Source organism: Burkholderia ubonensis (assembly GCF_902833085.1).
GTDB classification, from domain to species: Bacteria; Pseudomonadota; Gammaproteobacteria; order Burkholderiales; family Burkholderiaceae; genus Burkholderia; species Burkholderia ubonensis.
Genome location: NZ_CADFEB010000013.1, coordinates 1 through 13275 on the forward strand (window position 1 = coordinate 1; position 13275 = coordinate 13275).

The window sequence follows — 13275 nt, forward strand, 5'->3', positions numbered from 1 at the left end:
GGTCGACGGCGTGTTCACGACGGTGCAGGACGTCGCGCAGACGGTGCTGTTCCTGTCGGCGTTCCCGAGCGCCGCGCTGACCGGCCAGTCCGTCGTCGTCAGCCACGGCTGGTTCATGCAGTAAGCCGCAAAAGAAAACGCGCTCCGGGGAGCGCGTTTTTCACGTCGGCGGGACGGCACCGAAAGATGCCGTCCTGCGTGCCGGCGAGTTACTTCAGGACGGCCGCGACCGCGTTGGCGACGACGTCGAGGTTGCGCGTGTTCAGCGCGGCGACGCAGATCCGGCCCGTGCCGACCGCGTAGATGCCGAACTCGTCGCGCAGACGGTCGACTTGTGCCGACGTCAGGCCCGAGTACGAGAACATCCCGCGTTGCGCATTGATGAAGCTGAAGTCGCGGTCGACGCCGCTCGCCTTCAGGCGCTCGACGAGACCATTGCGCATCGCGCGGATGCGGTCGCGCATTTCGCCGAGCTCCTGCACCCACGATGCGTGCAGTTCCGGCGACGCGAGCACCGCGGCAACCACCGCGCCACCGTGCGTCGGCGGGTTCGAGTAGTTCGTGCGGATCACGCGCTTGAGCTGCGACAGCACGCGCGCGCCTTCGTCCTTGCTCGACGTGATGATCGACAGCGCGCCGACACGCTCGCCATACAGCGAGAACGACTTCGAGAACGACGACGACACGAATGCGTTCAGGTCGGCTGCGGCGAACAGTCGCACGGCGGCCGCATCGGCGTCGATGCTGTCGCCGAAGCCCTGGTATGCGATATCGAGGAACGGCACGAGGTTGCGCGCCTTGACGACGTCGACGACCTGCTGCCATTGCGCGTCGTTCAGGTCCACGCCGGTCGGGTTGTGGCAGCACGCGTGCAGCACGACGATCGTGCCCGGCTCATAGCCGTTCAGCGCCGACAGCATGCCTTCGAAGTTCACGCCGTTGGTCTTCGCGTCGTAGTACGGGTAAGCGACGACTTCGAAGCCGGCCGCTTCGAACAGTGCGCGGTGGTTTTCCCAGCTCGGATCGCTGATCGCGACCTTCGCGTTCGGGTTCAGCGTGCGCAGGAAATCGGCGCCGATCTTCAGCGCGCCCGTGCCGCCCAGCGCCTGCGCCGTCACCACGCGACCCGCGGCGATCAGCGGCGAATCGTTGCCGAGCAGCAGCTTCTGCACGGCGGCGTCGTACGCGGCGATGCCGTCGATCGGCAGGTAGCCGCGCGGCAGGCCGGCGTCGACGCGTGCCTTCTCCGCTTCACGGACCGCGCGCAGCAGCGGAATCTTGCCTTCCTCGTTCGTGTAGACGCCGACGCCGAGATTGACCTTGGTCGAGCGGGTATCGGCGTTGAAGGCTTCGTTCAGGCCCAGGATCGGGTCGCGGGGAGCAAGCTGGACAGCGGAGAAGAGCGACATGATGGTTCGGCAGTAGTGAAAAGAGGGTCAGGCTTTCATCGGGCGGGGGCGCGGCAGGCCGCGCGCGGACGGGCACGACGCCGAAAGCGCAGCAGTTCGACATTGTAGCGAATTCGCGGCTTTTTTTCGCATCGTGACGCGTCGATCGCCAATCGGCGGCCGTCCGCGCGCGTCAGGAGCCGACAGCAGTCCGGCCGTCCGCGAAGCGCTAGAATGCTCTTTTGTCCTGGTCCCGGCCGCATTCCATGTCCGAACATCATGCCGACGTCGGCGACGCGCTCGACGAATCGAAATTCGTGACCTTCGAAGGGTCGCCGTTCCAGCTGTATCAACCGTATCCGCCTGCCGGCGACCAGCCGACCGCGATCGCGACGCTCGTCGAAGGCATCGAGGACGGCCTCTCGTTCCAGACGCTGCTCGGCGTGACCGGTTCCGGCAAGACCTACACGATGGCGAACACGATCGCGCGGCTCGGCCGCCCGGCGATCGTGTTCGCGCCGAACAAGACGCTCGCCGCGCAGCTCTACGCGGAGTTCCGCGAGTTCTTCCCGCGCAATGCGGTCGAGTACTTCGTGTCGTACTACGACTACTACCAGCCGGAAGCGTACGTGCCGCAGCGCGACCTGTTCATCGAGAAGGACTCGTCGATCAACGAGCACATCGAGCAGATGCGGCTGTCGGCGACGAAGAGCCTGATGGAGCGTCGCGACGTGGTGATCGTCGCGACGGTGTCGGCGATCTACGGTATCGGCAATCCGTCCGAATACCACCAGATGATCCTGACGCTGCGCACGGGCGACAAGCTCGGCCAGCGCGAAGTGATCGCCCGGCTGATCGCGATGCAGTACACGCGCAACGAGCAGGATTTCCAGCGCGGCACGTTCCGCGTGCGCGGCGACACGATCGACATCTTCCCGGCCGAGCACGCGGAGATGGCCGTGCGCGTCGAGCTGTTCGACGACGAGGTCGAGACGCTGCAGCTGTTCGACCCGCTGACGGGCCGCGTGCGGCAGAAGATTCCGCGCTTCACCGTGTATCCGTCGTCGCACTATGTGACGCCGCGCGACACGGTGATGCGCGCGGTCGAGACGATCAAGGACGAGCTGCGCGAACGCCTCGAGTTCTTCCACGGCGACAACAAGCTAGTCGAGGCGCAGCGCCTCGAGCAGCGCACCCGGTTCGATCTCGAGATGCTGCAGGAGCTCGGTTTCTGCAAGGGCATCGAGAACTACTCGCGGCACTTCTCCGGCGCCGCGCCGGGCGAGCCGCCGCCGACGCTCGTCGACTACCTGCCGCCCGACGCGCTGATGCTGCTCGACGAGTCGCACGTGCTGATCGGCCAGTTGAACGGCATGTACAACGGCGACCGCGCGCGCAAGGAGAACCTCGTCAACTACGGGTTCCGGCTGCCGTCGGCGCTCGACAACCGGCCGCTCAAGTTCCACGAGTTCGAGCGCAAGATGCGCCAGGTGGTCTTCGTGTCGGCGACGCCGGCCGACTACGAGAAGCGCGTGACCGGGCAGATCGCCGAGCAGGTGGTGCGGCCGACCGGGCTCGTCGATCCGGAGATCGAAGTGCGGCCGGCAAGCTCGCAGGTCGACGACGTGCTGACCGAGATCAACGCGCGCGTGAAGGCCGAGGAGCGCGTGCTGATTACCGTGCTGACGAAGCGGATGGCCGAGCAGCTTACCGAATTCCTCGCCGATCACGGCGTCAAGGTGCGCTACCTGCACAGCGACATCGACACGGTCGAGCGCGTCGAGATCATCCGCGATCTGCGGCTCGGCACGTTCGACGTGCTGGTCGGGATCAACCTGCTGCGCGAAGGGCTCGACATTCCGGAAGTGTCGCTCGTCGCGATCCTCGACGCGGACAAGGAAGGCTTCCTGCGCGCCGAGCGCTCGCTGATCCAGACGATCGGCCGCGCGGCGCGCAACGTGAACGGCAAGGCGATCCTCTATGCGGACACGATGACCGAATCGATGAAGCGCGCGATCGGCGAAACCGAGCGGCGCCGCGCGAAGCAGATCGCGTACAACGAGCAGATGGGCATCACGCCGCGCGGCGTCGTGAAGCGCATCAAGGACATCATCGACGGCGTCTACAACGCCGACGATGCGCGCGCGGAACTGAAGGAAGCGCAGCAGCGTGCGAAGTTCGAGGACATGTCCGAGAAGCAGATCGCGAAGGAAATCAAGCGCCTCGAAAAGCAGATGGCCGATTATGCGAAGAACCTCGAGTTCGAGAAGGCGGCTGCCACGCGCGACCAGCTCGCGCTGCTGCGCGAGCGCGTGTTCGGCGCGAACGTCGGCGACCACGTGAGCGGCGTCCGGTAAATCTCTCCAACTGTTGCCAAAGACGGCCGGTAACCTGCCTGTAAGCCTTGTCGTATCAGGGTTTTACGCGGTTGCCGGTTTGTCCCCGTGCGCGTTCGGTGCTAAACTTCGCCATTATTGAGAATTGTTCGCATTAACGTTCTTCATTGCGTTAGTGTTTGTGGGTGGGTCGCCCAGCCGGGCGGCCGCACTTGTGTCAGATAAAAACAAGGAGTGTCCATGTTGGGTTCTTCGTTCATCCGCACTTCGGTTGCGGTAGCGGCGGCGCTGGCCGCCATGTCGGCATCCGCCGCCGAATATCCGATCGGCAAGCAGCAGATCCAGGGCGGGATGGAAATCGGCGCGGTTTACCTGCAGCCGATCACGATGGATCCGGAAGGGATGATGCGCAAGGCATCGGATTCGGACATCCACCTCGAGGCCGACATCCACGCGGTCAAGAACAACCCGACCGGTTTCGCCGAAGGCGACTGGATGCCGTACCTGCAGGTCACCTACAAGCTGACGAAGCAGGGCGATGCGAAGTGGAAGGCGGAAGGCGACCTGATGGGCATGGTCGCGAGCGACGGCCCGCACTACGGCGACAACGTGAAGCTGAACGGCCCGGGCAAGTACCACCTGACGATGGTCGTCAAGGCGCCGATGCAGACGGGCCACATGGCCTTCGGCCGCCACGTCGACAAGGAAACCGGCGTGGGCCAGTGGTTCAAGCCCGTCACGCTCGAATACGACTTCCCGTTCGCCGGCATCGGCAAGAAGGGCGGTTACTGATCGGTGGCATAACGGACGGCGCGCCTCGGGCGCGCCGTCGTCGTAGAGAAACCAGAATGAAATTCCCCCAGAAATTCGTCGTCGCGGCCGCCGCGCTGTTGCTCGCCGGCGCCGCGCAGGCCGCCGATCTGCCGACGTTCAAGCTCGAAATGGCGGACGGCAAGCTGAATCCGGCACGCATCGAGGTGCCGGCCGGCCAGCGCTTCAAGATCGAGATCAGGAACACCGGCAAGGGCGCCGCCGAATTCGAAAGCGTGCAGTTGCGCAAGGAGAAGGTGCTCGCGCCGGGCGCCGACTCGTTCGTGGTCGTCGCGCCGCTTTCGCCGGGCGAATACAAGTTTTTCGACGATTTCCACCAGCAGGCGCAGGGCGTGATCGTCGCGAAGTAATGCAGTTTTGTCTGCATGCGGGCGTTTGAGTGTCCCGCATGTCAGGGAGGTATCGATGGGTCAGATCTTGTTCATCGTCTGGCGGGAGAGCGTCGAGGCGCTGCTCGTCGTCGGCATTCTCTATGCGTGGCTGAAGAACGGCGACGACGACGCGCGTCGCGGTATTCCGTATCTGTGGACGGGCGTCGCGGTCGGGCTACTGATGGCCGTCGGGCTCGGCGCCGCGCTCGTCGGATTCACCGAAGTGCTGTCCGGCGACGCGCAGGACTATTTCCAGACGGCGATGGTGCTCATCGCGTGCGTGCTGATCGTGCAGATGGTGCTGTGGATGCGCCAGCACGGCCGCACGCTGAAGCGCGACATGGAGCAGTCGCTGCAGCAGAGCACGCGCGATTCGAACTGGTGGGGCGTCGCGGTGCTGGTCGCGCTCGCGATCGCGCGCGAAGGCAGCGAAACGGTGATTTTCCTGTACGGCCTCGGGTTCGGCCAGTCGGGCCATGTCGACGGCAGCCAGATGCTCGCGGTCGTGATCGGTCTCGGTCTCGCGTTCCTGACGTTCTATCTGCTGCAGCTCGGCGGCAAGTACTTCTCGTGGCGGCATTTCTTCCGCGTCACTGAAGTGATGCTGCTGCTCCTCGGCGCGGGCCTGTTCCAGACCGGCGTCGACAAGCTGATCGACAAGGAAATCCTGCCGCTCGGCATGTCGCAGGTGTGGGATACGTCGGCCATCCTCGACGATTCCGGCACGTTCGGTTCGCTGGTCGCGACGCTGACCGGCTATCGCGCGCATCCGGCGCTGATGAACCTGATCGCGTACGCGGTGTACTGGGCGGTCGTCTGGCTGCTGCTCAAGCGCGCGAGCCGGCGTCCGGCCGCGGCCGCGGGGCGCGCCGCATGAGTACCGTCGCCGGCGCAAGACCGGGCTGGCTCGCCCGGGCCGGCCAATGGATGCAGCGTCACGGCGCGCTGATCCGCGGCGTTCAGTGGGGCGTCGTGGCCGTCTATGCGTTTCTGATTCTCGTGCCGGCGATCCTGCCGCTGCCGGACGATTCCGCGCATCTTTGGAGCAACCTCACGCTCATCGCGCAATTCGTGTTCTGGGGCATCTGGTGGCCGTTCGTGCTGCTGTCGATGGTGATGCTCGGCCGCGTCTGGTGCGGCGTGCTGTGTCCGGAGGGCGCGCTCACCGAATACGCGAGCAAGTTCGGCCGCGGCGGCGCGATTCCGCGCTGGGTGCGGTGGGGCGGCTGGCCGTTCGTCGCGTTCGGGCTCACGACGATCTACGGGCAGATGGTCAGCGTGTACCAGTATCCGCTGGCGGTGCTGTTCGTGCTCGGCGGCTCGACCGTCGGCGCAATCGTGATCGGCGTGCTGTACGGCCGCGAGAAGCGCGTGTGGTGCAAGTACCTGTGCCCGGTCAACGGCGTGTTCGGGCTGCTCGCGCGGCTCGCGCCGATGCGCTACAAGGTCGACGAGGACGCATGGCGCCGTTCGTACAAGAACGGCGAGCACGGGCATCGCGTGATTCCGATCAATTGCGCGCCGCTCGTGCCGTTGCGCAACATGAAGGGCGCGGCTGCATGCCATATGTGCGGCCGCTGCAGCGGGCACCGCGACGCGATCTCGCTGTCGTGGCGCTCGCCGTCCGACGAGGTCGTGAAGCTCGGCGCGCAGCAGGCGAATCCGTGGGACACCGCGCTGATCCTGTACGGCCTGCTCGGCGTCGCGATCGGCGCGTTCCACTGGACCGTCAGCCCATGGTTCGTGCAGATCAAGCAATGGCTCGCGGGCTGGCTGATCGATCGCGACATCACGTGGCCGCTCGAAACCAATGCGCCGTGGTTCCTGCTCACGCATTATCCGGATCGCAACGACGTATTCTCGTGGCTCGACGGTGGGCTTATCGTCAGCTACATCGTCGGCACGGGGCTCGTGTACGGCACGGCGCTGCTCGTCGTGCTGGCCTGCGCGGCGCTGATGCTCGGCCGCTTCGATCGCGTGCGGGTTCACCATCTCGCGCAGTCGCTGATTCCGATCGCGGGTGCGGGCGTGTTCCTCGGCCTGTCGGCGACGACGCTGTCGCTGCTGCGTGCCGAACACGTGCCGCTCGGCTGGGCGTCGGACGTGCGCATCGCGATCCTGGTCGCGGCAAACGCATGGAGCGCGTGGCTGGCGTGGCAGGTGACGGGGCGTTATGCGGCCTGGCCGCGCCGCGTGGCGGCATTCGCATGGTTTGCCGTTGCGCTCGCCGTCATCGACAGCGCGTGGTGGCTGATGTTCTGGGGCTTCGCGAGTTTCTGACCGAAGAGGGCGTGTGCGCAGACCACTGCGCCGCACGCCGCGCATGAAATGAAAAAGCGACACGTCCTTCGACGTGTCGCTTTTGTTTTTGCTGCGAGAACCAAAAAAAGTGGCTTGGCTTGCTGCAACGGCTGCTTGAGTGTGTTTGCACGAAGGGGTCTAGATCTCGCGTGCAAGCCGTTACGCTGGCTAATGCCCAACACCTCTCAGGGAGGTGGTCCCCACAATACTCTGTACTGCGTACTACTTCGTCAGGATCAACTTGCCGAGCCGCGTGGCGCGCAACTGATAGGTTTCCCCGTTGTGCGCGATGCTGACGTGGCTGCGGCCCTGCAGCAACGCGTCGCTGCTGACGACTCGCGTGCCGGCGTCGCGGCTTGCGACGACGGGCTTCGCCGGCGTCGTGACCGCTGCCGTCTTCTGGCGGCTGCCGCCTGGGGCGCCGGTGGTACGACGCAAGGTCAGCGTGCTCGAGCGAGTGGTGTCGGTCATTCGGTTGATCGGTCAATGTCGATACGATGGAATGAATTCTAAATGATAACCATTCCCATTTACCAAAACTCTTTATTGATCGAAACCTTGAATCTGATAGGACGAATCAAAGAGGCGGCCGCATGCGGCCGCCGCCCTCGTATCAGTGCAGGGGATCGGGATCCTTGCGTCCCTGCGCGTATTCGCGGATCAGCCGCACGGTGTCGATATCCGACGTGCGATACGCTTCCTTGACGATCTCGTGGGTCTGCCGCGCGTCTTCGGTGTCGTTGCTGACAGCCAGCGTCGTACGGTACTCGAAACGCAGGAAGAGCTGCCGGTCTTCGCGTTCCTCGATCGTCATCGTCAGCGAGCCGCCGATCTCGCCATCCGCCGCGTGGATGTCGTAGCGAACTTGCTGGTTCGGCGTGAACGTCACGCGGTCACGCACGGTCGCGTTGCCGAAGTGCAGTTCGCGCTCGAGCGTCGTCTCGGTCCGTTCGTGGACGACGCAGCTGTCGAGACCGATCACGAACAGTTGCGGCTGCTCGGCGCGCAGCACGAGCCCTTCCCACAGCTGGTCGCGGGTCAGGGTGGGCACGGCCGGATCGTCGGCGTTGATCTGGATCAGGTGTTCGAAGTTCAAGGGGAGGGGTCCTGGTAGTGGCGGGCGCCACGTGGTTCAAGAACCTATTGTGACGCAAATCCCGCGCGATCGCGGTACCCGCGTCCCCGAATCGACACGGTCAGGATGCAATGCGGCCCATGCGCCCGCTCTGGTAGTCGGCCACGGCCTGCCGGATTTCGTCTTCGGTGCTCATCACGAACGGACCGTAGCGCACGACCGGCTCGTTGAGCGGCACGCCGCCGATCAGCAGCAGGTCGAGCGGCTCCGTGCCGGCGGAAAACGTGACCGCGTCGCCGTCGCAGCGATAGGTGACCATGTGGCGGGCGTCGATTGCCTGCCGGTCCGGTCCATAGAGGCCGGTGCCGGCTATCGGGTACGCGAACACGCGATAGCCGGCGGGCACCGGCTGAGTGACCGTCGCGCCGGGTTCGAGGGTGAAATGCTGGTAGAGGATCGGCGTGCGCGTCTCGATGGCCGCCTTGACACCGAACGCTTCGCCGGCGATCACCCGGACGCGTGCGCGGCCGTCCGGCGACGTCGCGGTGGGAATACGGTCGGCCGTGATCTCCTGGTAGCGCGGCGCGATCAGCTTGTCGCGCCGCGGCAGGTTGACCCACAGCTGGAAGCCGTGCGAGCGGCCGCCGGTGCGGGCGAACGCCGGGTCCGGCATCTCGCTGTGCACGACGCCGGCGCCGGCCGTCATCCACTGCACGTCGCCCGGGCCGAGCGTGCCCGCGTGACCGGCGGAATCGCGGTGCCGGAAGCGTCCGTCGAGCACGTAGGTCACGGTCTCGAAGCCGCGATGCGGATGGTCGGGCGCGCCTTTGGCCTCGTCCGGGCCGTAATCGACCGGGCCCATTTCGTCGAGCAGCAGGAACGGATCGAAATCCATCAGCAGCCGGGTCGGAAACGGCCGGTGGACCACGAAGCCGCCGCCTTCGGTCGTGCGAAGGGCGGGGTAGGTGCGGTCAAGGGAGCGATCGGTCGTCATGCGGCAGGCCTCGGAAAGATGGAATAGCGCCATTTTTGAAACGTAGCGCTATTATATTGGGCGGTTTGCCTATTAATTCAGCTCAGTTCGCAATGGATTGTTCTGGAATTGGAACGATGACATGAATATCGACGCACATAACCTGAACGACCTGATGTACTTTTCGCAGGTCGTCGAGCACGGCGGCTTCTCGGCGGCCGAACGTGTGCTGGGGATCTCGAAGTCGCGCCTGTCGCGGCGCCTGACCGAGCTCGAAGCGTCGTTGGGCGTGCGCCTGCTGCAGCGCTCGACCCGCAAGCTGGCGCTGACCGAGGCGGGCGAGCTGTTCTATCAGCACTGTCAGGCGATGCTCGCAGAAGCGCAGGCCGCGATGAACGCGGTGCAGCAGTTGCGCGCGTCGCCGCGCGGTTCGGTGCGGGTCAGCGTGCCGGTCACGGTGTCGCAGACGATGCTGTCGCGGATCCTGCCCGAATTCCTGCATCGCTACCCGGAAGTGAAGGTGCATGTTCGCGTGACGAATCGCGTGATCGACCTGTTCGAGGATTCGATCGACGTCGCGCTGCGGGTGCGCTCCGAGCCGCCGGAAAACGCGAACATCATCGTGCGGCCGCTGTGGCGGACCGAACAGATGCTGGTCGGCGCGCCGAGCCTTCTGAGCCAGAACGCGCCGCCGCTCGTGCCGGATGATCTCGCCCATTTCGAGACGCTCGATACGCCGAGCGTCGACGGGCGGCACGTGTTCAACCTGATCGCGCCGGACGGGACGAAGCACGTGCACGAACACGATCCGCGCCTCGTGACGGCCGACCTGATGACGATCCGCGAGGCCGTGCTCGACGGCGTCGGGATCGCGGCGCTGCCGGAGATGATGTATGGCAATGCGCTGCGCGCCGGGCAGCTTTCGCCGGTGATGCCGGGCTGGACGCTGCCGGTGCCGCAGCTTTATGCGGTGTTCGTGTCACGGCAGGGGATGCCGCCCGCGGTGCGCTCGTTCGTCGACTACCTGGTCGAGAAGCTCGACCACGGCAAATACCAGCAGCCGGGCTGCCCGGAGCGGGCGAAACAGATGGCCGAGGATGCGTCGGCCGCGTGACACGGACCTTCAAGCACTGCAAATTTGTTTTGTCATTGAAGCGTCGCTTGCAATCGCAAGTTTCAATCGGTGAAGTCTTGAATGCGCGGGCCGGCGGGCCTATATTGGAATCCCATTTCGCGAAGGATGTTCTGAGCGGAAGACGGTGGCCGCATATGTTGCGAGCCAGATAGGGCAGGAAGCGCAGTCCGTGCAGACCACGGTAGCCGCATTTGCGTTGCTCGAGGCGCAACCGATACCGCCGAAGAGCCCGCCGCCCGAAGGCGCCCGCGTGCGCATGAAAAAAGGCCTTCATCTGGCGATGAAGGCCTTTTACTTTGGGCGCGGCCGGCGAGGCGCGGCCGGCTAGGCGCGGCCGGCGAGGCGCGGCCGGCGAGGCGCGGCCGGCTAGGCGCTGCCGGCGAGGGTCGCAACGCGCGTTTACTTTGATTTTGCCTTCGGCTCCGTCACGAAGCCGAGCTTCGTCAGGCCGCCGGCCTGCGCATCGGACATCACCTCGGCAACCCGCTCGTAGGCGACCTTGCGATCCGCGCGCAGATGCAACTCGGGTTGCGGCTTGCGTTGCGCGGCCTCGGCAATGCGCGCCTGCAGCTGTTCGCGCGTCACCGTCTGATCGTCCCACAGGATCGTGCCGTTGCCCTGGATCGCTACGTCGACGGTCTGCGGCTTGTCTTCGACCGGCTGGCTGCTCGCATGCGGAAGGTCGATCTTCACCGCGTGCTGCATCGCCGGGATCGTCACCAGAAAAATGATCAGGAGTACGAGCATGACGTCGACGAGCGGCGTCATGTTGATCTCGCTCATCACGCTGTCGTCGTCATCGTCGCTGAAACCGGTGTTCATTGCCATCGTTCACCCCGCTTCAGCTGGCGCGGGCCGCGAGACGCAGGCCGTCGCGAGTGGACGACGACGCGAGGCGCGCGCCCGTCACGAAGTACGCATGCAGGCCGTGCGCGAAGCGGCGCAGCTTGCTGACGACGCCCTTGTTCGCGCGGGTGAGCGCGTTGTAGCCGAGCACTGCGGGAATCGCGACGAACAGGCCGAAGGCCGTCATGATCAGCGACTCGCCGACCGGGCCCGCCACCTGGTCGATCGACGTCTGGCCGGTTGCGCCGATCACGAGCAGCGCGTGGTAGATCCCCCAGACCGTGCCGAACAGCCCGACGAACGGGGCGGTGCTGCCGATCGACGCGAGGATCGCGAGGCCGCCCTGCATGCGCGCGATGCCTTCGTCCATCGTGTCCTTCAGGCAGCGCGTGATCCAGTCGGACACGTCCATCCGGTCATGCAGATGCGGCTGCGTCTGGTGATGGTGATCGGCGGCTTCCTTGCCGGCGAGCGCGAGCGCGAGGAACGGGTTGTCGCTCGGCGTCGACGCGGCCTGGCCGAGCTTCTGGATGCCGTCGTCGAAGTCGTCCGAATGCCAGAACGCCTGCTCGGCGTTCTTCGTGAGGCGGTTCAGGCGAATCACGTTCCAGCCCTTGATGACGATCACCATCCACGACAGGATCGACATCACGAGCAACGCGATTGCGATGAAGCGTGTGACGAAATCACCTTGCGCCCAGACGTGCGCGATACCGTAGCTTTGCATTTTTATTCCTTTCGAATCTTCCGGATGAGGCAGTGTTAGTCGGTGAGCCCGAAGTTGTAGGGCTGGGTACGGGCAGCGCGGATCGCCTGACCGTTCTCGATATAGGGGCGGCACGTCGACGCGCGCATCGCGGCGAGGGCGGCCTCGTCGAGGCGCGGATAGCCGCTGCTCTTCTGCAGCTCGATGCTCTCGACCTTGCCCGTCACGCCGACGACGAAATGCACGTACGCGGTGCCCGATTCGCCGCGGCGGCGCGACATCGACGGATAGTCGGGCTTCACGAACGCACATTGAAGCGTCGGGACATTCTTCGGCGCGCTGACGTCCATCGTCTCGCGCGCGGGGCCGGGCGCGGCCGACGGCGCGGCGGCAGCCGGCGCGGCGGGCGCGGGCGCAGGCGTCGAGTCGGCCGCGGGGGCCGGTGTCGGCGACGGCACGGGCGACGGCGCAACCGGCTGCGGCGTCGGCTTCGACACCTTCGGCACCGGCTTCGGCTCGACCTTGGGCTTCACGCGCGGCGTGGGCTTCGGCGGGGCCGGTTGCGGGATCGATTCGGCCGCGACCTGCTGCGCGATCGGCGCAGGCGTGATCAGTTGCGCGGTAATCGACTGGACCTCGACGTTTTTCGCCGGCAGTGCGTTGCGATGGAGCCAGGCCGCAGTCAGCAGGACCGCGTGCACGGCGACCACGCCGACCGCGGCGGCGATCACTCGGGGATTCATACGGGGGGCCGCCGGCCAGGCGCCGGCTGGAGCGGAATGCGAAGCCTGCATGTTAGCTTGAAAGAACGGCGCCGCACGCGACGTGCAGCGGGTGACGCAGCATCACTTGCGGAAGATCAGCAACGAGATGCACACGGTGGTAACAAATCCGATCAGCAATTCCATGACAGGCTCCTTGACAGGTAGGCCGTTGGCTCGCGCTGATGCCGGCTTGCTGACGGGCAAAACAAAAAATGCGGCCTGGGCCGCATACGCACTCGGCGCGGGTCAGGCCGCCTTGCGCTCGTAGAACGTTACCGGAATCGGGTGAGCATGATGCTCGACACCGCACCGGCTCGCGCAGACGCCTTGCTCGGCCATGAGGTCGCGCACGGACTCCTCGCACTTGCCGCAGCAGGTGGCCACGCCGAGTTCGAACTGGAGTTCATCGAAAGAATCCACGCCTTCCGCGAGGGACGCGCGAATCGTGCGATCGGATACAGACTTGCACACGCAGACGATCATGATGAGTGCGATAGCTAACGTTAATGCGAATTATTATCATTAAATTTTCCGGCGTTGACAAGCCCG

Annotated in this window: 14 protein-coding genes and 1 pseudogene; 7 read left to right on the forward strand and 8 right to left on the reverse strand. The window is 65.3% G+C overall.

Going from position 1 to position 13275, the window contains the following annotated elements; genetic code table 11:
• Nucleotides 1–124, forward strand: a pseudogene (locus HWX31_RS31360) (3-hydroxybutyrate dehydrogenase); the annotation flags it as partial.
• Nucleotides 125–209: 85 nt separating this feature from the next.
• Here HWX31_RS31360 and HWX31_RS31365 read toward each other — a convergent pair.
• A complete protein-coding gene (locus HWX31_RS31365) occupies nucleotides 210–1409 on the reverse strand; it encodes an amino acid aminotransferase (protein ID WP_010090027.1) in 1200 nt (399 codons plus the stop codon).
• 245 nt (nucleotides 1410–1654) lie between these two features.
• Between HWX31_RS31365 and uvrB the strand changes: the two genes are divergently transcribed.
• The 5 genes from uvrB to HWX31_RS31390 all read left to right on the forward strand — a co-directional run bounded on the left by uvrB (nucleotide 1655) and on the right by HWX31_RS31390 (nucleotide 7206).
• Nucleotides 1655–3745, forward strand: a complete 2091-nt coding sequence (gene uvrB / locus HWX31_RS31370) for an excinuclease ABC subunit UvrB (protein WP_174965009.1) — start codon at nucleotides 1655–1657, stop codon at nucleotides 3743–3745.
• A 219-nt stretch (nucleotides 3746–3964) separates the two neighbouring features.
• Nucleotides 3965–4516, forward strand: coding sequence for an iron transporter (locus tag HWX31_RS31375; RefSeq protein WP_095402589.1), 552 nt, complete (start codon nucleotides 3965–3967; stop codon nucleotides 4514–4516).
• A gap of 56 nt (nucleotides 4517–4572) precedes the next feature.
• Nucleotides 4573–4905, forward strand: a complete 333-nt coding sequence (locus HWX31_RS31380) for a cupredoxin domain-containing protein (RefSeq protein ID WP_042584475.1) — start codon at nucleotides 4573–4575, stop codon at nucleotides 4903–4905.
• 55 nt (nucleotides 4906–4960) lie between these two features.
• Nucleotides 4961–5803 carry an FTR1 family iron permease gene (locus tag HWX31_RS31385; protein ID WP_059617506.1) on the forward strand — a complete coding sequence of 281 codons (843 nt, stop codon included), beginning with the start codon at nucleotides 4961–4963 and terminating at the stop codon, nucleotides 5801–5803.
• Nucleotides 5800–7206, forward strand: a complete 1407-nt coding sequence (locus tag HWX31_RS31390) for a 4Fe-4S binding protein (RefSeq protein WP_059618759.1) — start codon at nucleotides 5800–5802, stop codon at nucleotides 7204–7206. Before HWX31_RS31385 ends, HWX31_RS31390 begins: the two co-directional genes overlap by 4 nt.
• 243 nt (nucleotides 7207–7449) lie before the next feature.
• Here HWX31_RS31390 and hemP read toward each other — a convergent pair whose 3' ends face one another.
• From hemP to HWX31_RS31405, 3 genes are all read right to left on the reverse strand, one after another.
• Nucleotides 7450–7698, reverse strand: a complete 249-nt coding sequence (hemP, locus tag HWX31_RS31395) for a hemin uptake protein HemP (RefSeq protein WP_059617502.1) — start codon at nucleotides 7696–7698, stop codon at nucleotides 7450–7452.
• A 142-nt stretch (nucleotides 7699–7840) separates the two neighbouring features.
• Entirely contained in the window at nucleotides 7841–8323 is a 483-nt protein-coding gene (locus tag HWX31_RS31400; RefSeq protein ID WP_045567435.1) for an SRPBCC family protein, read from the reverse strand.
• A gap of 100 nt (nucleotides 8324–8423) precedes the next feature.
• Entirely contained in the window at nucleotides 8424–9296 is an 873-nt protein-coding gene (locus HWX31_RS31405; protein WP_059617500.1) for a pirin family protein, read from the reverse strand.
• 121 nt (nucleotides 9297–9417) lie between these two features.
• On the opposite strand from HWX31_RS31405, the gene HWX31_RS31410 reads away from it, so the two are divergent.
• On the forward strand, nucleotides 9418–10389 hold the full coding sequence (locus HWX31_RS31410; RefSeq protein WP_010090018.1) for a LysR family transcriptional regulator: 972 nt from the start codon (nucleotides 9418–9420) through the stop codon (nucleotides 10387–10389).
• 420 nt (nucleotides 10390–10809) lie between these two features.
• Here HWX31_RS31410 and HWX31_RS31415 read toward each other — a convergent pair whose 3' ends face one another.
• The 4 genes from HWX31_RS31415 to HWX31_RS31430 form a co-directional block, all read right to left on the reverse strand.
• Nucleotides 10810–11238, reverse strand: coding sequence for an ExbD/TolR family protein (locus HWX31_RS31415; protein WP_042584470.1), 429 nt, complete (start codon nucleotides 11236–11238; stop codon nucleotides 10810–10812).
• A gap of 13 nt (nucleotides 11239–11251) precedes the next feature.
• Nucleotides 11252–11983 (reverse strand): MotA/TolQ/ExbB proton channel family protein, encoded by a 732-nt coding sequence (locus HWX31_RS31420; RefSeq protein ID WP_174965008.1) that lies wholly within the window; start codon nucleotides 11981–11983, stop codon nucleotides 11252–11254.
• A gap of 35 nt (nucleotides 11984–12018) precedes the next feature.
• Complete coding sequence (locus HWX31_RS31425; protein WP_174965007.1) at nucleotides 12019–12756, reverse strand: energy transducer TonB; 738 nt, start codon at nucleotides 12754–12756, stop codon at nucleotides 12019–12021.
• A 216-nt stretch (nucleotides 12757–12972) separates the two neighbouring features.
• Entirely contained in the window at nucleotides 12973–13209 is a 237-nt protein-coding gene (locus HWX31_RS31430) for a (2Fe-2S)-binding protein (protein WP_059535413.1), read from the reverse strand.
• Nucleotides 13210–13275: the final 66 nt, after the last annotated feature.